This is a genomic window from Kribbella monticola (assembly GCF_003261635.1).
GTDB lineage: Bacteria > Actinomycetota > Actinomycetes > Propionibacteriales > Kribbellaceae > Kribbella > Kribbella monticola.
On record NZ_QFXK01000022.1, the window covers coordinates 252,280 to 274,300 of the forward strand.

The following is a 22,021-nucleotide window of genomic DNA, read 5'->3' on the forward strand; positions in this document are numbered from 1 at the left end:
GGCACCTCGGTACGCGGTTCGATCAGGGGAGCGCTGACTGTCGCCGTCACCGGGTCACCCGATCATCCGGATCGATCCGGGGTCGACGCCATCGTTCAGTTCGAAGGTCGCGCCCTTGGCGAAGATCGGCACCGTCGAGTTGACGAACGGCACGACGTTGACCTCCTTGAACAAGGCACGCTCGGCCGAGGCCCAGTCGCCGCATCCGTCCGCCCCGGCGGTCTTCGCGGCCTTGGCGACCGCGGCGTCGTACTCCGGGTTCTTGATCCAGGAGAAGTTGCCGCCACCCGGCGGGGTCGGGCCGGACAGGAAGCTCACCAGCTGGCTGGGCAGCGAGGTCGTCAGCGGGATCAGGCCGGTGTGCCAGGTCCCTTGGCCGGCCAGGACGACAGTACTGATCTCCGCGGTCGACACGGCCTTGAGGGAGACCTGGACGCCCAGCTCGGTCCACGCCTTCTGCAAGAGTTCCGCGCCGGACTGCATTGTCGGCCCGAGGTTGGTCAGGTAGTAGGAGACGAGCGACAACTTGGTCCCGCCCTTCTCCCGGATGCCGCCCGTGCCCGGTTTCCACCCGGCTGCGTCGAGAGTCGCCTTGGCCGCGTCCAGATCGTGGCCGGGCAGGTTGCCGGTGACCGTGTCGTCGTTGCACGGACCTGTCCCCGGCACGGTCATGCTGGTGGTCGGTTTCCCGGTGCCACCGGTGATCACCTTGCCGAGCTGAGCCAGGTCGAGAGCTTGCGTCAACGCCTTGCGGACAGCGAGATCCGCGGTCGGCAGACCGGGCTTCTGGTTGAACCAGAGCTCACCCAGCGGAGTGCCCATGCTGCGCGAGAAGACCTTCTGCGCCTCCAGCCGCTGCTTGTCCGGTCCGGAGATCGCCGCGATGTTGACCTGGCCGGCCAGCAGCAGGTTCGCCGCGGTGGTCTCGTTGGCGACGACCTTGAGCACGACCTTGTCCGGCATCCCGGGCTGGTCCGCCTTGAAGTCGCCCACACCCCACGCGTACTCCTTGCGCCGGGTCAGCGTGTAGTGGTCGCCCGGCACGACCTCGGTGACTTTGAACTGGCCGGTCCCGTCCGAGCCCTGCTTGAGCAGCGTGCGGTTCTTCATGCCCTTGCCGCAGACGATGTGCAGACCACCGACGTTGCGGACCAGGAAGGCGTCCGGCGCGGCTGCGGTCACGGTGACCGTGCCGGTCGCGTCGTCGCCGGTCGCCTTGGCTCCGGGTGGTACGAAGACACCGATCCGGGTGGACTTGCTGGCCGGGTTGCCGACGAAGGTGATGTTCTCGGCGACCGTGCTCGCGGTCAGCGGAGTCCCGTCCGCGCAGGTGATGCCCTTGCGCAGCGTGTACTTCGCGGTGGTGGTCGTGCCTTCCCACTTCTCCGCGAGACCCGCCACGTCCTTGCCGCTGCCGTCGATGTTGAGCAGCGAGTCGTAGAGGAACGCGTCGACCTGCTTGGTGATCGACAGCGAGGTGAACTGCGGATCGAGGTTGCCCGGGTCGGCGTTCAGCGCCATGGTCAGCGTCTTGCCCGCGACCGGCTTGCCCGCCCCAGTGGTCTGCTCGCCCGAACTGCAGGCGGACAGGGCCAGTCCTGCGGCGAGCGCTCCGGCGACCGCGATGGTGGCTGCGGATCTCATCATCAGCTCCTGGGATCAGGCGGTGGTGGCGCGGCGGATGGCGCGGCCGTTGTGCAGGTACAGGGCATGGCCGCTGCCGTCGTCGCCGAGGAAGACCTGCGGCAGGTGCACCCCGTTCTCGGCCTTGACCGCGATCAGGCTCTCCGCGTTGCGGCCGACCAGTTCGACCGGCTCGGGTGCCGGGCCGAGCTCGGCGAAGATTCCCTTCGGTGTCTGGTCGAGCCAGATCTTTCCGTCGTCGTTCTGGCGGATGGTGAAGTCGGCGACTTCGCAGCTGTAGGTGCCGAGCATCCGGTCCGCGTCGATCGGTACTGCGGTGTCCGGAGGCGTGGGGAGCGCGGGCAGGTCGAGGCCGGTGAGCTCCTTGACCACATGGCCGGCGACGGCTTTGTAGAGCTCGATGGTGTCGCCGCCGTTGGTCAGGACGCTGACCGCGAACCCGTGCTCGGGCACGATACGCAGGAAGGCGTTCTGGCCGATGGTCCCGCCGTCGTGGCCGATCACCGTGGTGCCGTCCCAGTCGAAGATCTCCCAGCCGAGTCCCCACGAGTCGCCCATCAGCCCGAGGGCCGGCACCTTCACCTGCGGCTCCTGCATCGCCTTGACGCTCGCGGCACTGAGTACCGCCGTACCGTCTGCTGCCTTGCCTTCGTTGAGGTGCAGGGCGGCGAACGTGAGCAGGTCGCGCGGTCGCATCGCGAGCATCGCGCCGGCCGGCGCCATTCCGCGGGTCATCGCCCACATCGGCGCGGGCACCGGTGCCTCGTCGGGTGCAGGGCGGATGTGCCCGACCGCGGCGCGATGGAGGATCGCCTCGTACGGGTCGGTGGCCGCGTGCGTCAGGCCGAGCGGGGTGAAGAGGTGCTCGCGCAGCACAGCGTCGTACGGCTTGCCACGCAGTACCTCGATCAGCCGGCCGAGGACGACGAAGCCGGCGTTGTTGTAGGAGAACAGCTCGCCGGGCGCGAAGAGCTGGCCGACCTCGGCCAGCGTCGGCATGAACTTCTCGACGGCGTCGTCACCCTTGCCGGTCTCGTTGAAGATGTCGCCCTCGAACCCGGCCTGATGGCTGAGCAACTGGCGGACGGTGATCACTGCCGCCGCCTCGTCGTCCTTGAGGACGAACTCGGGCAGGTAGTCGCGGACGGGCTTGTCCAGGTCCACCTTGCCCTCGTCGACGAGCTGCATCACCAGCGTCGTCGTCCACACCTTGGTGATCGAGCCGATCTGGAACACCGTGTCGGCCGTCGTCTCCACACCGGTCGCCTTGCTCAGCACGCCGGCCCCGTGGTCGATCACCTCGCCGCCGAACAGCACTGCGACCGCAGTACCGGGGACCTCGTGCTCGGCCAGCAATGCCGGCAGCCGGTCTTGTAGCCACTTCTCGATCTCGCTCAGGGTCGCCATGCACCGACGCTAGGGCCGCGCCGCCGCCGAGTATTCGTCGCCGCTGACGACTGAACAGACGTTTTTCGTCGGATCCGACGAGGTGTGCCGGCTGACCTACGGCGATGCGAGGATTTCCGGATGGAGAAGCGCTACTGGTACGCCGACGACCTGAGCCCCGAAGAACTGGACTTCCAGCGCCGCTTCGGCCCGGTCGAACCAGCGACCCGGGCCGAGGCGAAGGAGTTCTGGGACGGCCTCGGGCTCGACTGGTGGGTGGCAGGCGGCTGGTCGATCGAGGCGTTCACCGGCGTACCGCGCCACCACGAAGACCTGGACGTGTCGTTCTGGCGGCGCAACGTCCCCGAGTTGATCCGCCACGCCGAGGGCCGATACCACGTGTGGTCGGCCGGCAGCGGGTTCCTCTCCCCGTTGAGCATCGACAAACCGGAGGTGCCGGACACCGCCGACCAGGTCTGGCTCCGTGAACACGCCCTCGCCCCCTGGAAGTACGACGTCGTCCTCAACCCCGACCGCGACGGCCGCTGGATCTTCCGCCGCGACCCGTCCCTCGACTACGCCCTCGACGACATCACGTGGGTCGCTTCCGATGGCATCCGTTACCTCAATCCGGAGATGGCGCTCGCCTACAAAGCCCGCTCCAACCGCCCGAAGGACCACCAGGACCTCACCACCACCCTCCCGCTCCTGTCCCGCGAGAAGCGCACCTGGCTCGCCGACATGGTCCACCACCTACACCCCGACCACGTCTGGCTGGAGGAGATCCGCGGGGGATGAGCTGTACGGCGGGGTAGATCTCCCCGTCGCGCCTCCTGCGTCGGCCGCTCGACCCACCCACCCGGGGTCGCGGCTCCTCCGTCGCCGCTCATGCCAGGGCTGGCCTGGTCGTTCGCCCTTGCGCTGAACCCAGCGCTCGGGGGTCGCGGCATCTCCGTCTCCGCTCGACTGAAGACCAGCCGGCCCGCCGGCCTCGCCTCCGGGATCGCGGCTTCGTCGGGGCTCAATCGAAGGCGGGGCGGCGTCCGCCCACGACAAACTCACCGGCGATCTGGCCCACCGCTCGGCTGGCTCCGCCTGGAAACTCGGACCGCCCTCCGCGAGCCATCCGTGCGGGCCTCGGACACCATCCGGGCACTGCGGACCGGCGGCTGCTCGTTCGCCGCAGTCTTTTGGGGTTCACTCCCCGTCAGAGGGTTGCCCCACTGTCCGACCAGTGGGGGAACCCTTCGAGCAGGAGTTGACCCGCCTCTTGCTCACCGGAGTACTGCGGGGGAACCCTCATTGCGCCCCACGTCGGCCGCTCGACCGACCACCCCAGGTCGCGGCTCGTCCGTCGCCACTCAAGCGAATGCAGGCCTGGGCGTTCGCCCTCACGCTGAACCCAGCGCCCCGGGTCGCAGCTCTCCCGTCGTCGCTCAGGCGACTGAGCCGCGACGGGAGAGCTTCGGGGACTCGCCCGAGCACCCGTCGAGGTGCGAGCCCTGCGATGCGGCTCGCCTTGGTTCGAGCGGCGACGGAGGAGCCGGGACCTGGGGCGGGGCGGGAGCCGCGACCTGGGGCGGGCGAGCGCCGCGACGAAGGAGCCGATCGCCGGAGCCGCTGATCGACCCGTCCGTGTCGATCACGGTGCCGGCGTCGGGGCTTCGCGAGCACCCCCGAGGGCGGGGCGTCGGGCGATCCGGTTCGCCTTCGGTTGAGCGGCGACGAAGGAGCCGCGACCTGGGGGTGGGTGGGTCGAGCGGCCGACGGAGGAGGCGCGACGGGGGGACTACCCGCAGTACCGGCTGATTTATTCCCGAAATGAGAGGTGGATCGGGAACATCTGTGGGGGACTTACTCTTATGGGTGTTATGAGTTCACCTGCGCGCCGGACGGTCTACCTGGATCATGCCGCGACGACTCCGATGTTGCCTGTGGCGATCGAGGCGATGACCTCGCACCTCGGGCGTACCGGCAACGCGTCTTCGTTGCACGGGTCGGGGCGGGCGGCTCGGCGGACGGTGGAGGAGTCGCGGGAGACGATCGCGGACGCTTTGAGCGCGCAGCCGAGCGAGATCGTGTTCACCTCCGGCGGTACCGAGGCGGACAATCTGGCGCTCAAGGGGCTGTGGTGGGCGCGTCTCGCGGAGAAGCCGAAGCGCCGCCGGATCCTGCTGAGCGGCATCGAGCACCACGCCGTACTGGACCCGGCGATCTGGCTGGCTCAGCACGAGGGCGCCGAGATCGAGTGGCTGCCGGTGGACGAGCTCGGCCGGGTTCGGCCGGACAGCGTCGCCGAGGCGATCGAGCACGACCCGGAGAGCGTGTCGTTCGTCACGTTGATGATGGCGAACAACGAGGTCGGCACCCTGCAGCCGATCCGAGAGATCGCTGAGCTGGCCAAGGCCCACGACATCCCGATGCACACCGACGCGGTCCAGGCGATCGGCCAGGTGCCGGTCGACTTCGCGAGCTCAGGTGTCGACGCGATGACGGTGTCCGCGCACAAGCTCGGCGGCCCGTTCGGGATCGGCGCGCTGGTGGTCCGCAAGGAAACGCAGCTGGTGCCGATCGTGCACGGCGGCGGGCAGGAGCGCGACGTACGCTCCGGCACCCTCGACACCCCCGCGACGGCCGGATTCGCCGTGGCGCTGGAGCACTCGATCAAGCATCAGCAAGAGGAAGCCCAGCGGCTCACCGAACTGCGCGACGCGCTGATCCGCGGCGTCCTCAACACCGTCCCCGGCGCGAAGCTGTCGGGTGACCCGGTCGGGCGTTTGCCCAACAATGCACACTTGTCGTTCAGTGGCTGCGAGGGTGACTCGCTGCTGCTCCTGCTCGACGCACGCGGGATCGAGGTCTCCACCGGATCCGCCTGCAACGCCGGCGTGGCGGAGCCTAGTCATGTGTTGCTGGCGATGGGGTACGACGACCAGCGGGCGCGCGGCTCGCTCAGATTCACGCTGGGGCACACCAGCACCCGGGCCGACATCGACGCAGTACTGGACAACATCGGGCCGGTGGTCGAGCGGGCGAAGTCCGCAGGATTGCAGAACGTAGGAAGGAACAACTGATGCGGGTACTCGCAGCCATGTCCGGCGGGGTCGACTCCGCCGTCGCGGCGGCGCGGATGGTCGAGGCCGGGCACGACGTCGTCGGCGTACACCTCGCCCTGAGCCGGAACCCGCAGTCGTACCGCAGCGGAGCGCGCGGCTGCTGCACGATCGAGGACTCCCGCGACGCCCGGCGAGCAGCCGACGTGATCGGCATTCCCTTCTACATCTGGGACATGGCGGAGCGATTCGCCGCCGACGTGGTGGACGACTTCGTCGCGGAGTACGCCGCCGGCCGTACGCCGAACCCGTGCCTGCGCTGCAACGAGAAGATCAAGTTCAGCGCGGTGCTGGAGCGGGCCCTCGCGCTCGACTTCGATGCCGTTGCCACCGGCCACTACGCGCAGATCGTCGACACCCCGCAGGGCCGTGAGCTGCACCGCGCGGTCGACCCGGCCAAGGACCAGTCGTACGTGCTGGGCGTCCTCAATCAGGAGCAGCTCGCGCACGCGTTCTTCCCGCTCGGCGACACCCCGAAGACCGAGATCCGCGCCGAGGCCGAGCGTCGCGGTCTGTCGGTCGCGGCCAAGCCGGACAGTCACGACATCTGTTTCATTGCCGACGGCAACACCGAGGGCTTCCTCAGCAAGCAGCTCGGCGAGGCGCCGGGCGACATTGTCGATGCCCAGGGCAACAAGCTCGGCGAGCACAAGGGCACGCACGGCTTCACGGTCGGCCAGCGTAAGGGCCTCAAGATCGGTACGCCGGCCGCCGACGGCAAGCCCAGGTTCGTCCTGGACATCTCGCCGGTCGACCGCCGGGTCACTGTCGGATCGCGCGCGGAACTGGCGGTCGAGCGGCTGACCGCGTCTCATCCGCGCTGGTGTGGTCCGACGCCGACCGAGACGTTGCACGTGAAGGCGCAGTTGCGCGCGCACGGCGAGGAGATCGCTGTCACCGCGCGAGTTGTCGACGACCAGGTGCTGGTCGAGTTCGACGAGCCGGCGGATGCGGTCGCCCCCGGTCAGGCAGTGGTTCTGTACGACGGTACGCGGGTGATCGGCTCGGCCACCATCGACGCTGTCGAGCGCGCAACCCAGCACGTCTGACCTGCATGCTCTGGAGAGGCACACCGTGACAAGTCCGTTCGGCTCAGCCGCGACCACCGGGATGGGCTCGCTGCCCGGTGACAACTTCACCGAGTGGACGAAGTACGTGCTGGACGCTGTCACGATCCCCTTCGTGCCGGAGCTCCCTGCGCGGCCGTACGGCGACATGCTCAGTCGCTCGATGGCCTTGTTGATCGAGCTGGCAGCTGATCTTCAACCGGCGGGCTGGCGATTGACCGGCGGCAGCGATCCGCGCGCGAGCATGGACCAGCGCAGGGCCCGGTCACTGCTGCAGCAGGACCTGGACACTCTCGAAGAGGTTGCCGACGGCTACACGGGGCCGCTGAAGATCCAGAGCACCGGACCGTGGACGCTGGCCGCCACTGTCGAGCTGCCTCGTGGCGACAAGGTGCTGGCCGACCACGGTGCTCGCCGTGACTTGGCAGAGGGGCTCGCGCACGGCCTGGAGCAGCACGTCGCCGAAGTACGTCGACGTGTCCCGGGTGCTGACCTCGTCGTACAGCTGGATGAGCCAGGGCTCCCCGCAGTACTGGCTGGTGCTGTTCCCACAGCTAGTGGGTGGAGCAAGCACCGCTCTGTCGACGGGCCTGGCGCTGTGGAGCTGCTGAGCCGGGTGATCGAGGCAGTAGCGCCTGCGATCACGTTGGTGCACTGCTGTGCGGCACGGCCGCCTATCGAGGTGTTCCGCAAGGCAGGGGCCGGGGGAGTGGCAGTAGACGTTGCCCAGCTCACCGAAGCCGCCTGGGAGCAGGTCGCCCTCGCAGTAGAGGCCGGCACGGTCCTGTACGCCGGTGTGGTGCCCACGACTGGGCCGATCCCCAACCAGGAGCAGGCGGCGACAACCCTCGTACGCCGGTGGCGCGAGCTCGGCCTCGACCCGGAACTCCTCAAACAGGTCGTGATCACTCCCGGCTGCGGGCTGGCCGGCTCCCCCTCCCGCGCCGACGCGCAGGCCCGCCTCGAACTCCTCCGCAAGACCGCCGAAGTGATCGGCGAGAAAGCCGAGGAGTAGCCGCAGGCCCTCAGCTCCTGCCGGGTCGTCCAGATGCCGGATCCTGTCGGCGGCGGTCTGCGCTCCGCTTTCCTTCCTTCCGCTTCTGTTCCGAGCGGAGGATGCCGGATTCTGTCGGCGGGCGCGGGTAGATTCTGCCCATGAGCGAGGAGATCCCCGACACCACAGCCGCCGATCAGCCCGCTGCGCCTGCCGAGGTGCGGGAGCGGCATGCTGCGCTGAGCCGGGAGATCGAGGAGCACCGCTTCCGGTACTACATGGCCACCTCGACCATCTCCGACGCCGACTTCGACGCGCTGATGCACGAGCTCGAGGCGATCGAGGACCAGTACGCCGAGCTCCGGACGCCGGACTCCCCGACGCAGAAGGTCGGCGTGCCGATCTCGACCCTGTTCACCGCGGTCGAGCACCCGCAGCGGATGGAGAGCCTCGGCAACGCGTTCTCCGCCGAGCAGATGGAGGCTTGGGCCAAGCGGCTGGAGCGCGAGGTGACGGCCAAGCAGATCGAGGAGAGCGGATTCCTCTGTGAGCTGAAGGTGGACGGCCTGGCACTCGACCTCGTCTACGAGAACGGCCGCCTCGTCAGCGGCGCCACCCGCGGCGACGGCCGCACGGGCGAGGACATCACCCTGAACGCCCGCACCATCGACTCCATCCCGAACGAGCTGAAGACCGACAAGCCGCCCGCGTTCCTGGAGGTCCGCGGCGAGGTGTACTTCCGCGTCGAGGACTTCACCGAGCTGAACGCCCAGCTGGTCGAAGCCGGCAAGGACCCGTTCTCCAACCCCCGCAACAGCGCGGCCGGATCGCTGCGGCAGAAGGACCCACGCGTCTCCGCGAGCCGGCCGCTGCGCTTCGTCGTGCACGGTCTCGGCAAGGTCGAGGGCTACCACGTCACTCGGCTGTCGGAGGCGTATGAGCAGCTGAAGGAGTGGGGCCTCCCGGTTAGCGACCGGGCCCGCCGCGTCGCCACCCTCGACGAGGTCAACGAGTTCATCGCGTACTACGGCGAGAACCGGCACTCCGTCGACCACGAGATCGACGGCGTCGTCGTCAAGGTGGACGAGGTCGACCTGCAGCGCGCACTCGGCTCGACGTCGAGCGCCCCGCGCTGGGCGATCGCGTACAAGTACCCGCCGGAAGAGGTCACGACCAAGCTGCTCGCGATCAAGGTGAATGTCGGCCGCACCGGTCGCGTCACGCCGTACGGGGTGATGGAGCCGGTCCGCGTCGCGGGGTCGACCGTGGAGTTCGCGACGCTGCACAACGCGAAGGAAGTGGAGCGCAAGGGCGTCTACCCGGGCGACACCGTCGTACTGCGGAAGGCCGGCGACGTGATTCCCGAGATTCTCGGGCCGGTGATCGACCTGCGGCCGGAGGACGCGCGGCCCTGGGTGATGCCGACCGAGTGCCCGTCGTGTGGGACGACGCTTCGGCCGATGAAGGAAGGGGACATCGACATCCGCTGTCCCAACTCGCAGTCGTGCCCGGCGCAGTTGCGTGAGCGGTTGTTCCATCTGGCCGGGCGGTCGGCCTTCGACATCGAGGTGCTCGGCTTCAAGGCCGCGGACGCGTTGATCAGCAGCGGTCTGATCGTCGACGAGGGCGACCTGTTCGACCTGACCGAGGAAGACCTGGTCAGCAGTTCGTTCTTCACCACCAAGGCCGGTGCACTCTCGGCCAACGCCCAGAAGCTGCTCGCGAATCTCGAGCAGGCCAAGACGCAACAGTTGTCCCGCGGTCTGGTCGCGCTGTCGATCCGCCATGTCGGTCCGACCGCGGCGGCCGCGCTGGCCGCGGCGTACGACGACATCGACGCGATCGAAGCCGCCACCGAGGAGGAGCTGTCCGAGATCGAGGGCGTCGGGCCGACCATCGCGCACGCGGTGATCGAGTGGTTCGCCGTGGACTGGCATCAGGCGATCGTGCGCAAGTGGAAGGCGGCCGGCGTCCAGCTTCGCCAGGAGCGCACCGGTCCCGTCGTCGAGCAGACTCTGAGCGGCCAGTCGATCGTCGTCACCGGCACCGTCGAGGGCTACAGCCGCGACGAGGCGACCGAGGCGATCGTCTCCCGCGGCGGCAAGGCGGCCAGCTCGGTGTCGAAGAAGACGTCGTTCGTGGTGGTCGGCGATTCGCCGGGATCCAAGTACGACAAGGCGGTTCAGCTCGGGGTGCCGATCCTGGACGCGGCCGGGTTCCAGGTGCTGCTGGACGACGGCCCCGAGGCCGCAGCGGCGATGGCGACCAACGCGGAGCCGGGCGACGCGTAGTACCGGAACCGGGCAGTCCGTAGTACCGGAACCGGGCGACGCGCGGTACCGGAGCCGGGCAGTCCGTAGTACGGAACCGGGCGACGCGCGGTATCGGAACCGGGCAGTCCGTAGTACCGGCGGGCGGCGCGGCGGAGTACGGATGTCCCGACTGGTGACATTCGATGGAGCCGGGCGACGACTTGATCCGTCGGACTGTTAGTTTGCACCGTCTACCAGTGGGTTCAAAGGAGCGATTATGACGACGCCGCCACAGGGACCGTGGGGTCCTGGGCAGCCGGGGGGCCAGCCGGGCGGGCAGCAAGGGGGACAACCGGGACAGGGTGGGTGGGGCCAGCAACAGCCTCCCCAGGGCGGCGGCTGGGGCCAGCGTCCACCTGCACAGCAACCGGCCCAGCAGCCTCCGGTGCCGCCGCAGCAGGGTCAACCTCCGCAGCAAGGCTGGGGACAGCAGCCCGGACAGGGCCAGCCGACCCCGGGTGGCTGGGGACAGCAGCCGCAGGCCCCGCAGCAGGGCGGCTACCAGCAGCAGCCGTGGAGCCAGAACAAGCCCGGCCAGCAGCCTGGTCAGCAACCCGGCTGGCAGCAGCAGCACGCCCAGCAGCCTTGGCAGCCCGGTGGACCGGGCGGTAAGGGCCCGGGTGGCGGCGGCTTCGGCAAGGACAAGATGCCGCTGTTCATCGGCGGTGGCGTGGTCGGTGTCGTACTGATCGGCCTGCTCGTCTTCCTCGGCGTCAAGGCGCTCGGCGGCGACGACAAGAAGGAAGCCGACAACCCGCCGGCCACCACCAGCACCCAGCCGACCGACGCCCCGACCGATGGCGCGTCGACTCCTGGTGGCGACCAGACGACCGCGCCGACCAACGGCGAGCTCGGCAATGCGACCGGTCAGGCGAAGACCGCGACCGAGAAGCTGCAGGCGGCCGGCTTCGGCTGCAGCGATCTGTTCAACGGCCCACAGGGCGCGCATCGCGGCTGCTTCAAGTACGACGGCGCGAAGTCGGCCGAGGTCATCTTCCAGTTCCAGTCCGACGGCACGATCATCGGCGTCAAGATCCGCTCCGAGGACAACGACAACGTCAACAACGCCGCCGTCACCTTCGACGCGGCGCTGCAGGCGATCGGCAACGACACCTTCGGTGGTAGCGAGGTGGCGAAGGTCCAGCAGGCGGTGAAGACCGGTCAGAAGCGGACCAAGGTCGGCAGCACCTGGGGCGAGTTCGAGCTCACCAACTACGGCGACGACCTGCAGATGTCCGGCGGCAAGTCCGGCTCCGACTCGTTCGAGATGCCGCGCAAGCAGTTCCAGATCACCGAGGCGCAGCTGAACGCGGCGCTGAAGGCGAAGAAGTACACCTGCACCTCGCTGTGCAAGAAGACGGTCGGCAAGTACGGCTCGCAGCTGATCGACGGCTACGGCAGCAGCAACGGCGGCCTCAGCTCGTTCGACATCCGGGTCAGCGGCGACCCCAACGACGTCAAGGCGGCGATGCCGGGTGCGATCGCGGACGGATTCGGCATCCTCAAGGGCCCGGACGTCGAGGCGCTGAAGTCCTACGTGACGTCACACAGCGACGGCAAGTCGTACGCCGGGTACGTGTCCGGCTGGCGGGTCGAGATCACCGGCGACACCTCCGACTCAGACTACGGATCGCGGACGGTCTCCATCCGGTACGAGTCCTTCTACGTGTGAGTACTGTGGAAGGACAGGCGTCGACCGGACCAGAGGTGCGATGAAGTTCGAGCGGGAATCGCGGGAAGCCCGGCAGGTGTCGAAGCCGCCACCCGAGGCGATGCAGCGGGTGGACGGCGGCGGCGCCTGGGGGCCGACCCAGTTCGACCTGCCCGAGCCGGGCGGCAAGAACACCCAGGCGATCACGATCGTCGTCCTGATCGGGGTCGTGATCCTGCTCGTACTGGCCGGCCTGTGGACGCTGGCGTACTACAAGTTCCTCTGAGTCACCGAACGCTCAAGAGCCGCTCTGTTCCGGGAGTCCCGGGCAGAGCGGCTCTTTTCGGTATTACGGGTCGCGGCTGGCCGCCGTACGGATCTACGGGTCGCGGGCTGGCCGCCGTACGGAACTACGGGTCGCCGGCTGGCCGCCGTACGGGCGGCTCTGGCTGCGGGGCTTGGCGTCAGGCGGTGGCGCGGATGGTGACGGCGAGGCTCGCCAGGTAGCTCAGGCGGGCGACCTCCGAGCCGAGGAACTCGGGTCCACCGCGGCGGCCGATCACCAGCACCCGGCGGTTCGACTCCAGCGGCGCGGCGACCAGCACGGACTCCGAGAGACCCTGGTGGCTGGGAGCGGCCAGCGTGGTCGCCTTCTCCAGCGGGAGCCACTGGTTGACCAGGTCGCCGAACTCCGGCGTCGCGCTCGTCTCCAGGGCGACCTTGATCTCGCTGCCGGTGCCGTCCAGCAAGGCGGCCCAGTCGGCATGCAGCACCGACGGCGCCTGCTCGACCAGGATGTCGACGGCCTCGGCCGGTGCGGACGTCATCTGCTCGACGGCTTCGAGGTCCATGTGCAGGCCGCCACCCGCGCCGTAGCGGGAGAACCAGATCACCTCGACATCGGGCACGCTGTTGCAGGCCGAGACCAGCCGGTCGGGCAGCACGCCCGGTGGCAGGTCGACCACGATGTCGTCGACGGCGGTGCCGTTCTCACGGCGGTGTTCGACGATCTCGATCGCGTGGATGTCGGCGTTCACCTCGCCGAGGGCCGTTGCTACGGTGCCCAGCGAACCGGGACGGTCCGGGATGATCAATCGCAGCAAGAACACCGAACGATCATCTCCCAGCCGATTACCACGCAAGTTACGCCCTGTCGCGGCCAATGTTACAGAGCGGAACCCGAAGACACGCCCGGCCTCTCACTTTCTGGTCCGAACTCACTTGTCCACAGCCTCCGGGATATAGGGCGCAAGGAGGTGCCGGTGGCCCACTAGGATGGCCCGGTCGGGCTGAACCAGAGGTCCGGCCATCCTGCGAGACCATTGGATCCCTTTCATGCCATCGATTACCCGCGAAGAGGTCGCCCACCTGGCGCGACTGGCGCGGATCGAGCTCTCCGACGACGAGCTCGACCACCTCGCACCGCAGCTCGACCAGATCATCGGCCTGGTCGCGCAGGTCAGCGACGTGGCCGCGGAGGACATCCCGCCGACCTCGCACGCGTTGCCGCTGAGCAACGTGATGCGCAAGGACGAGAACGTGCCCTGCCTGACGCCGGAGCAGGCGCTGTCCGGCGCCCCGGCGGCCGAGGACCAGCGTTTCCGGGTGCCGCGGATCCTGAGCGAGGAGGCGTGATGAGTGACCTGACCCGCAAGACCGCTGCTGAGCTGTCGGAGCTGATGGCGTCCGGCGAGACCAGTTCGGTCGAGATCACTCAGGCCCACCTGGATCGCATCACGGCCACCGACACCGCTGTGCACGCGTTCCTGCACGTCGACACCGACGGCGCGCTGGCCCAGGCGGCCGACGTCGACAAGCGCCGCGCTGCCGGTGAGAAGCTCGGCCCGCTGGCCGGCGTACCGCTCGCGCTGAAGGACGTGCTGACCCAGGACGGCGTACCGACGACCGCCGGCTCGCGGATCCTCGAGGGCTGGAAGCCGCCGTACGACTCGACCGTGGTGAAGCGGCTGAAGGCGGCCGGCATCGTCATCCTCGGCAAGACGAACATGGACGAGTTCGCGATGGGCTCGTCGACGGAGAACTCGGCGTACGGCCCGACCCACAACCCGTGGGACCTCGCGCGCATCCCCGGTGGTTCCGGTGGTGGCTCGTCGGCCGCCATCTCGGCGTACCAGGCTCCGCTCGCGATCGGTACCGACACGGGTGGCTCGATCCGGCAGCCGGCCGCGTTCACCGGCACGGTCGGCGTCAAGCCCACGTACGGCGGCACATCGCGGTACGGGCTGATCGCTTTGGCGTCCAGCCTGGACACCCCGGGCCCGTGTGCCCGGACCACCCTCGACGCGGCGCTGCTGCACGAGGTGATCGCCGGACACGACCCGATGGACTCCACCTCGATCGATCAGCCGGTCCCGCCGGTGGTAGAGGCGGCCCGGCGCGGTGACGTGAACGGTCTGCGCATCGGTGTCGTGAAGGAGCTCGGCGGCGAGGGGTACCAGCCCGGCGTCGAGGCCCGCTTCCACGAGGCGGTCGAGCTGCTCACCAAGCTCGGCGCCGAGGTGGTCGAGGTCTCCTGCCCCCACTTCCAGTACGCGCTCCCGGCCTACTACCTGATCCTGCCGAGCGAGGCCTCGTCCAACCTGGCCAAGTTCGACGCGATGCGGTTCGGCCTGCGAGTCGGCGACGATGGCGAGAACGACGCGGAGCAGGTGATGAGGCTGACCCGCGAGGCCGGCTTCGGCGCGGAGGTGAAGCGCCGCATCATGCTCGGCACGCACGCGCTGTCCAGCGGGTACTACGACGCGTACTACGGTCAGGCGCAGAAGGTGCGCACGTTGATCGCGCGCGACTTCACCCGGGCGTACGAGCAGGTGGATGTGCTCGTCTCGCCCGCGACGCCGACGACCGCGTTCGCGATCGGCGACCGGGTGAACGACCCGATCGCCATGTACAAGAACGATCTCTGCACGATCCCGTCGAACCTGGCCGGCAACGCCGCGGCCTCGTTCCCGGTCGGCCTGGCCGACGAGGACGGGCTGCCGGTCGGCTTCCACGTGATGGCACCGGTGATGCGCGACGACCTGCTGTACCAGGTCGGCGCCGCGCTGGAGTCCGCGCTGGCCGACCAGTGGGGTGGCGTGCTGATGTCGAAGGCTCCTGAGCTGGAGGTCACCCGATGACTGTCGTTGCCGATGTGCTGCCGATCGACGACGCGCTGGCGCAGTACGACCCCGTGATGGGCCTCGAGGTCCACGTCGAGCTGAACACGAAGTCGAAGATGTTCTGCGGTTGCCCGACCGAGTTCGGTGCCGAGCCGAACACGCAGACCTGCCCGGTCTGCCTCGGCCTGCCCGGCGCGCTGCCGGTGGTCAACGCGGTCGGCGTCGAGTCCGCGATCAAGATCGGGCTCGCGCTGAACTGCGAGATCGCCGAGTGGTGCCGGTTCGCCCGGAAGAACTACTTCTACCCGGACATGCCGAAGAACTTCCAGACCTCGCAGTACGACGAGCCGATCGCCTTCAACGGGTGGACCGACGTGGTCGTCGACGGCGAGACGTACCGGATCGAGATCGAGCGCGCGCACATGGAGGAGGACACCGGCAAGTCCCTCCACGTCGGTGGCGCGACCGGCCGCATCCACGGTGCGTCGCATTCGCTGGTCGACTACAACCGGGCCGGGATCCCGCTGATCGAGATCGTCACCAAGACGATCGAGGTCCCGGGGGAGAAGGCGGCTGCGGTCGCCCGTGCGCTGGTGAGTCAGTTGCGCGACCTGCTGCTGTCGATCGGCGTCTCCGACGTACGGATGGACCAGGGCTCGCTGCGCTGCGACGCCAACGTGTCGCTCAAGCCGAAGGGCTCGACCACGCTGGGCACCCGGACCGAGACCAAGAACGTGAACTCGTTCCGTTCGGTCGAGCGCGCGATCACCTACGAGATCACCCGGCAGGCGGCGATCCTGTCGTCCGGCGGAAAGATCCTGCAGGAGACGCGGCACTGGCACGAGGACACCGGCATCACCACCTCAGGCCGGGAGAAGTCCGACGCCGACGACTACCGGTACTTCCCCGAGCCCGACCTGGTCCCGATCGCGCCGTCGCGCGAATGGGTCGAGTCCTTGCGTGCAACGTTGCCTGAGGCACCTTCTTTGCGCCGCGCCCGGCTGCAGACGGAGTGGGGCTTCACCGACCTGGAGATGCGCGACGTCATCAACGGCGGGGCGGTGGAGTACATCGTTCGTACTGTGGAGCTCGGCGTCGATGCTGCTGCCGCCAAGAAGTGGTGGCTCGGGGAACTGGCCCGCGCTGCCAACGAGAGCGGCAAGGACCTCGGTGACCTGGGCGTCGGCCCGGCCGAGGTGGCCGAGGTGCAGAAGCTCGTCGACGAAGGCGCGCTGAACGACAAGCTCGCCCGCCAGGTCTTCGACGGCCTGGTCAAGGGCGAAGGCACCCCCGCCGAAATCATGGCCGCCCGCGGCCTGGCCCTGGTCTCCGACGACTCGGCCCTGATCGAAGCCATCGACCGCGCGATCGCCGCCAACCCCGACGTCGTCGAAAAGGTCAACTCCGGCAAACCCGCCGCCGCCGGCGCTCTGATCGGCGCCGTCATGAAGGACATGCGCGGCCAAGCCGACGCCGCCAAAGTCCGAGAACTCCTCAACACCAAACTAGGCATCTAGTTAGACGGAGAGCCCGGGCCCCAAACCCGGGCTCTCCTTCACCCAAGCACGTCCTTCGGGGCTCCCACCCACCAACGGTTCCGCCGCTCCTGCCATCGCGGAACGTGCGAGGTGCAGGTGGTTGGTGGGTTGACTTGCTGCACCTACGCACCTCCTGCGTCGTGCTTCAGCCCGCCCGCTTCCGCCACTCCTGCATCGCGCCTCGTGCGGTGGAGCGACTCGTTGGTGGGTCCGGTTATTGGCGGGCGTGTCCACGCCCCGGTCGCCACCACCTCGTCGTACACCAGCTCTGCCGGACTCGACCTGAGCCCGGAGGACCGGCCACCCCGCCACCTGGGAGTTACACAACCCTGCGCCCTGGGGGACCCACTTCACCGCCTCCCGCCATCCCACCCGCCGCCCGGGAAACCCGCGCGCACCTCCACCAAGCGCCTCATTCTTTCCACAACTCGAGCGTTGCTGTGGACAACTTAGCTGTTCTGGATGATCGCGAATCGCCTTTTAAACAAGGAATTGTGGCATCAGAAACTGTCGGTGGCGGTGTCTAGGCTTGGGGTTATGGAAGTCGAGGTCCCGCAGCGTCCGTGCACGATGAGTGGCGAGCAAGCAGTCGCCACTCTCGATGCGCTGCACGCCGAGATGGCGCGCCTCCAGACGTACAGCCTGGAAGTCGTCGCCCGCCTCGACGACACCGGCCACACCAAAGACACCACCGGCCAAGACACCGCCCGCTTCCTCTCCACCCGCTACCGCCGCAACCTCCCCGCCGTACGCCGCGACCTCGCCCTGGCCCGCGCCCTCCCGAAGTACCCAACCGTCACCGCCGCCCTTCCCAACCCGTACGCCCCGCCCGGCCCCAACCCCACCATCCAATACACCGAGCCCGACGCGACCACAGCAGTTGAAGTGAACGCTGAGCACACAGACGAAAGCGGGCGCTCGGAAGGCGACGATGGTCGGGTATTGCCGGTGTTGGTTTATCCGGAGCAGGCTGAGGCGATCGTGTTCGGGTTAGAAGCGATTCCGACGGCGGCGATGGTGCCGGTGGAGCTTCTGCGGGCCGCGGAGGAACAACTGGTCGAAGCCGCCCGGCACCTGACCCCGGCCGACTTGAAGCGTCTGGCGCGGCAGGCCCGCGACGTACTGGACACCGACGGACCAGAACCGGCCGAAGAGGCCGCTGCCCGCCGCGAGACCCTGCGCCTCGCCAACGCCGACAACGGCGTGAAGTTCTCCGGCTTTCTGACCAACGACAACGCCGAACTGTTCCGCACCCTGATCGAGGCCGCCGCGAAACCCCGCAAGACTCCCGATGGCAAACCCGACCCTCGACCGCGGGACAAGCGCCACGCCGACGCCTTAACTCACGTCCTCACTGTCGCCGCCGGCGCTGGTGACCTGCCCGCGCACGGCGGGGTGAAGCCGCACGTCACCGTCACGATCGACTACACCGACTTGAAAGCCGCGGGCCGTGACGCCACCGGCGACCTCCAGTTCGGCGATGGCCTGTCCGCGGCCGCGGTGCGCCGACTGGCGTGCGATGCCGGAATCATCCCGATCGTGCTCGGCTCGAAGTCCGAACCCCTCGATGTCGGCCGCGAGGAACGCTACGTCACCAAGGCGATCCGCCGTGCCCTGAACCGCCGCGACAAGGGCTGCGTCATCTGCGGCGCCCCACCGCGCTACTGCCACGCCCACCACATCGTGCACTGGATCGACGGCGGCGCCACCAGCCTGGAAAACCTCGCGCTGTTCTGCGGCACCGACCACATCGCCGTCCACGCCGGCCACTACACAGTCACCATCATCAACGGCATCCCCCACGTCACCCGCCCCACCTGGGCCGACCCACCCCGCACCCCACCCTTCATCCCAGGCATCACCCGCCCCCTCAACCCAGCCCCCTCCCACACCCAGGCCACCACCGACACCCCAGACACAACCACCCAACGCCCACTCACCGACAGCCCACCCGGCGCCGCCACCCCACCACGCCCACCCACCAGCACCAACCATCCATCGACCCACGCCCACCCACCGGCGCCGCCCATTCGCCCGATGGCGAAGCCCCAGCGCGCCCGCTCACCGGCGCCGCCGACTCGTCCGGTGGCGAAGCCTCAGCGCGCCCGCTCACCGGCGCCGCCGACTCGCCCGGTGCCGAATCCTCAGTAGGCCCGCTCACCGGCGCCGCCGACTCGCCCGGTGCCGAATCCTCAGTAGGCCCGCTCACCGGCACCGCCCACTCGCCCGGTGCCGAAACCTCAGCGCGCCCACTCACCGGTACCGATGGCGCGCCCTGGCCCGGTAGCCCCACTCCAACTCTCCGCCCAGCGCGCGCCTTTCCGCTGATCGGCGACCCGCCGCCCCTCACCAGCCACCCAACAGATTTCGATCCCTGGGCGCCCGAAACGCTCGACACCGGCTAGCCCCCAACCGGCCATCCCGGCCGCCGGTACGCCGTGCCCGATGCCCTTGTGCACAAGGGCTCCCGGTTGCCGGCCACCACGCCAAGGGCACAAGCGGAGATCATCCAGCAGCACTAGATGACCATCCGCGGACTCCCGCACGATCCGCGCATGCGCCCAGATCGCCATCCATGCGCCACACCCCCAGCCCGACGGGTAGCCGCACGCTGCGCTGCAGGGTCACCGCGAGCCGGGTACCGCGCTGCCCGGTCACCTCGGGCAGCCTGCTTCGCGAGGGGCCGGGTCACTGGCGGGCGAGTTGTGTGCTGCGCTGGCCGGTGGTCTTGAGGAGCCTGCTTGGCGAGGGGTCGGGTCGCTCGTGCGCGGGCCGTTTACTGCGCTGCTGCGTTGGCCGGTGGTCTTGAGGAGCCGCTTCGCGAGGGGGACGGGTCACTCGTGCGCGAGTTGTGTGCTGCAGTGGCCGGTGGTCTCGAGGAGCCTGCTTCGTGACGGGCCGGGTCGCTGGCGGGGGAGTCGTGTGCTGCGCTGCCTGGGGCCTCCTGCGTTGGCCTGTGGGTGGGGGCGCTGGGGGTGCGGTCGCTGGAGGTTGTTGAGGGTTGGGAGCTCGTCGAGTGGTTCTGAAAGCGGTTGGGGCTCGGGCATCGGTTGACGGCGGCGGGGTCAGGCTGGGCGGAGGTTTGTGATTGGCAAGCCGTGGTTGGAACGGAGGCGGGCTGTTACCAGGGAGCGGTGGCAGGCCTCTGGGTCGCGTTCTACGCAGAGGAGGGCGGTTGTTGAGGTGGGCGGGAGTTGCGCTACCAAGGCGTCGAGGTCGAAGGGGTCGAGGATTTCGTGGGTGTAGCGCGAGGCGTACTCGGGGGCGAGCTGGACGCGGTTGCGTCTGCCGACGTGGTGGCGGTCGTCCGCGCGGTACTGGAGTTGGCGCAGCTCGGTTGTCGGCGCCAACTCCTTCACGTGCCGGTAGTGGATGCCCGCGTCGGCGAGAAGGTGCTGGAGTCGGGTCGAGTTCGCCCAGGAGTACTGGGGGCCTCGTACGCCGCGGCGCTGGCGGAGGTCGAGTAGCAGGCCCACGCCGGCGTCGGCGAGGCTTTCGAGGAAGGTGTCGGCCGTGAATCCGTAGACGCCGATCGTCACCATGGCTGTCAACAGATCCTCCTACCTGCGACTCGTACCGGCCAACGGGCACGTCAGGCGACGGCAGTTCCTTCAAGTTCGACCATCAGGGCCGGGATCGCAAGCCGCGTCACTCCAAGCATCGTGGTCGGCGGCGCCACGCCGGCTGCGCCGAGCCGCGACGCCAGTACGCCGTAGTGCTGGAAGAGCAGGTCGACGTCGGTGGTGTAGACGTTGAGCCGGACCAGATTCGCCAGCGACATCCCGGCCACGCCGAGCGCAGCCTCCAGGTTGTCGAGCGTGAGCGACAGTTGGGCCGCCATGTCACCGGCATGCTGGGGCCGGCCGTCGCTGCTCATCGCGGTCTGCCCGGCAAGATAGAGAGTCCGGGTGTGTCCCGAGACGATCTCGCCCTGGTGGTAGCCCAGCTCGGCCGACCACGTCCACGGGTTGACCGCCGTTCGTTCCATCGCCACATCGGCTCCGTTCATCGAGAGTTCGTACGCCGGCTCGCCGGCCGGCCTTGACGTCCACCCTGGCCACAAATCACGACATCCCCTGTCGTGTATTTCGGTAGAGTTCCCGCATGCGCGCCGACCGGTTGGTCTCGCTGGTGTTGCTGCTGCGCCAGCGTGGTCGGCTCTCCGCGGACACACTCGCCCGGGAGCTTGAGGTCTCCACCCGCACCGTCCTACGCGACATCGAAGCGCTGTCGGCCGCCGGCGTACCGGTTTATGCCGAGCGCGGCAGGCACGGTGGGTTCGCGCTGTTGCCGGGCTTCCGGACGGAGCTCACCGGACTCAACCACGAAGAAGCGCTCGCCTTGCTGATCGCGGGATCGCGGCGCGGTGCGCAGGCGTTCGGGCTCGGATCCGCGCTTGCTTCCGCGATGCTCAAGGTGGCCGACGCGCTTCCCGACAGCTCGCGCGACTCTGCAGCCGACGCGGTCCAGCGGTTACTCATCGACCCGGAGACCGATCTCCTGTCGCGCCGACAGCTCACCGAAGAGGCGCCGGACGGAGTTGTGGCCGAGGTACGGCGTGCAGTACTCGCCGGCCGCAAGCTGCGCATCCACTACGCGGCCCTGGGGCAGGAGCCGAAGTGGCGCACGGTGGATCCGATCGGCATGGTGACCGTTCGAGATCAGGGCTACTTGTTGGCCGCACGAGAAGGCGAGGACCGCACGTACCGGCTGTCGCGGATCTCGGCCGCGGAGAAGCTGACCGAAACGGCCGAACGACCGGACCTGGTCGACCTGGACCGGGCCTGGCGGGAACGCAGCGTGCGCTTCCGGACCGGCGGCGACCAGGTCACCGTGCTGGCAAGAGTGAACCCGAAGCGCCGCGAGGAGCTGGTCGGCACAGCGCTCGCTGTCCTCGCCGAAGCTAAAGCCGATGCGGGAGCGGAAGCCGGTGCCAAGGGAGGCGCGGCCGATGGCTGGCTGCGAATGGAGGTCACTTTCCAAGACGAGCGACACGCAGAGTGGGCGTTGTGGCAGCTTGCCACCGACGCGGAAGTGCTGGCCCCGCAATGGCTGCGCAACTCTCTGCACGACCGCGCCGCCGCGATCGCCTCCCGCTACGAGCGTCACCCCGAAAGCTAAGAGCGTCACTGCGAAAGCTACGACCGTCACCCCCAATGTTGACGCGCGTTACTGGACGCGGGGGTTTCGCTTT

At 68.7% G+C, this 22,021-nt stretch carries 17 protein-coding genes; 12 read left to right on the forward strand and 5 right to left on the reverse strand.

All coding sequences use genetic code 11. The features are described 5' to 3' along the window. Positions 1 to 54: 54 nt before the first annotated feature. Together DIZ26_RS10220 and DIZ26_RS10225 are read right to left on the reverse strand one after the other, a co-directional pair. Positions 55 to 1,644, reverse strand: coding sequence for an ABC transporter substrate-binding protein (locus DIZ26_RS10220; protein ID WP_198676023.1), 1,590 nt, complete (start codon positions 1,642 to 1,644; stop codon positions 55 to 57). A gap of 15 nt (positions 1,645 to 1,659) precedes the next feature. Beyond that, positions 1,660 to 3,051 (reverse strand): serine hydrolase domain-containing protein, encoded by a 1,392-nt coding sequence (locus DIZ26_RS10225; RefSeq protein WP_112239721.1) that lies wholly within the window; start codon positions 3,049 to 3,051, stop codon positions 1,660 to 1,662. A 120-nt stretch (positions 3,052 to 3,171) separates the two neighbouring features. Between DIZ26_RS10225 and DIZ26_RS10230 the strand changes: the two genes are divergently transcribed. From DIZ26_RS10230 to DIZ26_RS10260, 7 genes are all read left to right on the forward strand, one after another. Continuing rightward, positions 3,172 to 3,828 (forward strand): nucleotidyltransferase domain-containing protein, encoded by a 657-nt coding sequence (locus DIZ26_RS10230; protein ID WP_112239723.1) that lies wholly within the window; start codon positions 3,172 to 3,174, stop codon positions 3,826 to 3,828. A 1,073-nt stretch (positions 3,829 to 4,901) separates the two neighbouring features. Then, positions 4,902 to 6,104: a cysteine desulfurase family protein gene (locus DIZ26_RS10235; protein WP_112239725.1), complete on the forward strand. Its 1,203-nt coding sequence runs from the start codon at positions 4,902 to 4,904 to the stop codon at positions 6,102 to 6,104. Next, positions 6,104 to 7,192 (forward strand): tRNA 2-thiouridine(34) synthase MnmA, encoded by a 1,089-nt coding sequence (gene mnmA / locus DIZ26_RS10240; RefSeq protein ID WP_112239727.1) that lies wholly within the window; start codon positions 6,104 to 6,106, stop codon positions 7,190 to 7,192. The genes DIZ26_RS10235 and mnmA overlap by 1 nt, the downstream gene beginning before the upstream one ends. 25 nt (positions 7,193 to 7,217) lie before the next feature. Further along, positions 7,218 to 8,225, forward strand: coding sequence for a uroporphyrinogen decarboxylase/cobalamine-independent methonine synthase family protein (locus DIZ26_RS10245; RefSeq protein ID WP_112239729.1), 1,008 nt, complete (start codon positions 7,218 to 7,220; stop codon positions 8,223 to 8,225). Positions 8,226 to 8,365: 140 nt separating this feature from the next. Further along, entirely contained in the window at positions 8,366 to 10,495 is a 2,130-nt protein-coding gene (gene ligA / locus DIZ26_RS10250; protein ID WP_112239730.1) for an NAD-dependent DNA ligase LigA, read from the forward strand. Between the two features lie 406 nt (positions 10,496 to 10,901). Next, positions 10,902 to 12,188 (forward strand): hypothetical protein, encoded by a 1,287-nt coding sequence (locus DIZ26_RS10255; RefSeq protein ID WP_232828234.1) that lies wholly within the window; start codon positions 10,902 to 10,904, stop codon positions 12,186 to 12,188. Positions 12,189 to 12,228: 40 nt separating this feature from the next. After that, a complete protein-coding gene (locus tag DIZ26_RS10260) occupies positions 12,229 to 12,453 on the forward strand; it encodes a hypothetical protein (protein WP_112239735.1) in 225 nt (74 codons plus the stop codon). 178 nt (positions 12,454 to 12,631) lie between these two features. On the opposite strand, the gene DIZ26_RS10265 is transcribed toward DIZ26_RS10260, so the two are convergent. Next, complete coding sequence (locus DIZ26_RS10265) at positions 12,632 to 13,276, reverse strand: ACT domain-containing protein (protein WP_112239737.1); 645 nt, start codon at positions 13,274 to 13,276, stop codon at positions 12,632 to 12,634. Between the two features lie 226 nt (positions 13,277 to 13,502). On the opposite strand from DIZ26_RS10265, the gene gatC reads away from it, so the two are divergent. From gatC to DIZ26_RS37420, 4 genes are all read left to right on the forward strand, one after another. After that, entirely contained in the window at positions 13,503 to 13,802 is a 300-nt protein-coding gene (gene gatC, locus DIZ26_RS10270) for an Asp-tRNA(Asn)/Glu-tRNA(Gln) amidotransferase subunit GatC (RefSeq protein ID WP_112239739.1), read from the forward strand. Beyond that, entirely contained in the window at positions 13,802 to 15,307 is a 1,506-nt protein-coding gene (gatA, locus tag DIZ26_RS10275) for an Asp-tRNA(Asn)/Glu-tRNA(Gln) amidotransferase subunit GatA (protein ID WP_112239741.1), read from the forward strand. The genes gatC and gatA overlap by 1 nt, the downstream gene beginning before the upstream one ends. Then, positions 15,304 to 16,806: an Asp-tRNA(Asn)/Glu-tRNA(Gln) amidotransferase subunit GatB gene (gene gatB / locus DIZ26_RS10280; RefSeq protein WP_112239743.1), complete on the forward strand. Its 1,503-nt coding sequence runs from the start codon at positions 15,304 to 15,306 to the stop codon at positions 16,804 to 16,806. Before gatA ends, gatB begins: the two co-directional genes overlap by 4 nt. A 483-nt stretch (positions 16,807 to 17,289) precedes the next feature. After that, positions 17,290 to 18,978: an HNH endonuclease signature motif containing protein gene (locus DIZ26_RS37420; RefSeq protein ID WP_157979668.1), complete on the forward strand. Its 1,689-nt coding sequence runs from the start codon at positions 17,290 to 17,292 to the stop codon at positions 18,976 to 18,978. A gap of 914 nt (positions 18,979 to 19,892) precedes the next feature. Here the strand turns inward: DIZ26_RS37420 and DIZ26_RS10290 are convergent. Both DIZ26_RS10290 and DIZ26_RS10295 read right to left on the reverse strand, forming a co-directional pair. After that, positions 19,893 to 20,369, reverse strand: coding sequence for a DUF488 family protein, N3 subclade (locus DIZ26_RS10290; RefSeq protein ID WP_198676024.1), 477 nt, complete (start codon positions 20,367 to 20,369; stop codon positions 19,893 to 19,895). A 50-nt stretch (positions 20,370 to 20,419) separates the two neighbouring features. Continuing rightward, positions 20,420 to 20,815, reverse strand: coding sequence for a RidA family protein (locus DIZ26_RS10295; RefSeq protein ID WP_112239817.1), 396 nt, complete (start codon positions 20,813 to 20,815; stop codon positions 20,420 to 20,422). A gap of 116 nt (positions 20,816 to 20,931) precedes the next feature. Here DIZ26_RS10295 and DIZ26_RS10300 point away from each other — a divergent pair, with 116 nt between their 5' ends. Continuing rightward, positions 20,932 to 21,948 (forward strand): helix-turn-helix transcriptional regulator, encoded by a 1,017-nt coding sequence (locus DIZ26_RS10300; protein ID WP_112239747.1) that lies wholly within the window; start codon positions 20,932 to 20,934, stop codon positions 21,946 to 21,948. The last annotated feature ends 73 nt before the right edge of the window (positions 21,949 to 22,021 follow it).